General features: G+C 37.9%; 1 tRNA gene. It reads left to right on the top strand.

From position 1 onward, the window contains the following. Positions 1 to 111: 111 nt before the first annotated feature. A tRNA-Ser gene (locus NOM01_RS17060) sits at positions 112 to 202 on the top strand. Positions 203 to 404: the final 202 nt, after the last annotated feature.

Here is a 404-nt window from a genome sequence, read left to right as displayed (position 1 = left end):
ATATATAATATTGATTGTGCTTCACGACATTTGTCGGTAGATCACTCCATAGTGTTTGTATCGTGGTGGAGCTAGATGATCTGAATGATAAGTTGTTGTGAAGCCTTTTTTGGAGAGCTGTCCGAGTGGCCGAAGGAGCACGATTGGAAATCGTGTAGACGGTTATTGAGCCGTCTCGAGGGTTCGAATCCCTCGCTCTCCGCTAAGGCACTGTCATAAGTGCATCATAGAAACCTCGAAAACGTTGATAAACAAGCGTTTTCGAGGTTTTTTGTTTTTTATAAACATTTAATGATAAGAAGGATAATTTAAAATCAATGGGTTCATAGAACTTACCATTTGATCAGTGTTTAGTAAGAATTCTCGCATAAATGGTTACATCTGCTTTTGTGTTTTTTTTATAT

The organism is Sporolactobacillus sp. STSJ-5 (assembly GCF_024385605.1).
GTDB lineage: Bacteria > Bacillota > Bacilli > Bacillales > Sporolactobacillaceae > Sporolactobacillus.
The sequence above is the reverse complement of the archived record's forward strand: the minus strand, read 5'-3'. Positions and strand labels throughout refer to the sequence as shown.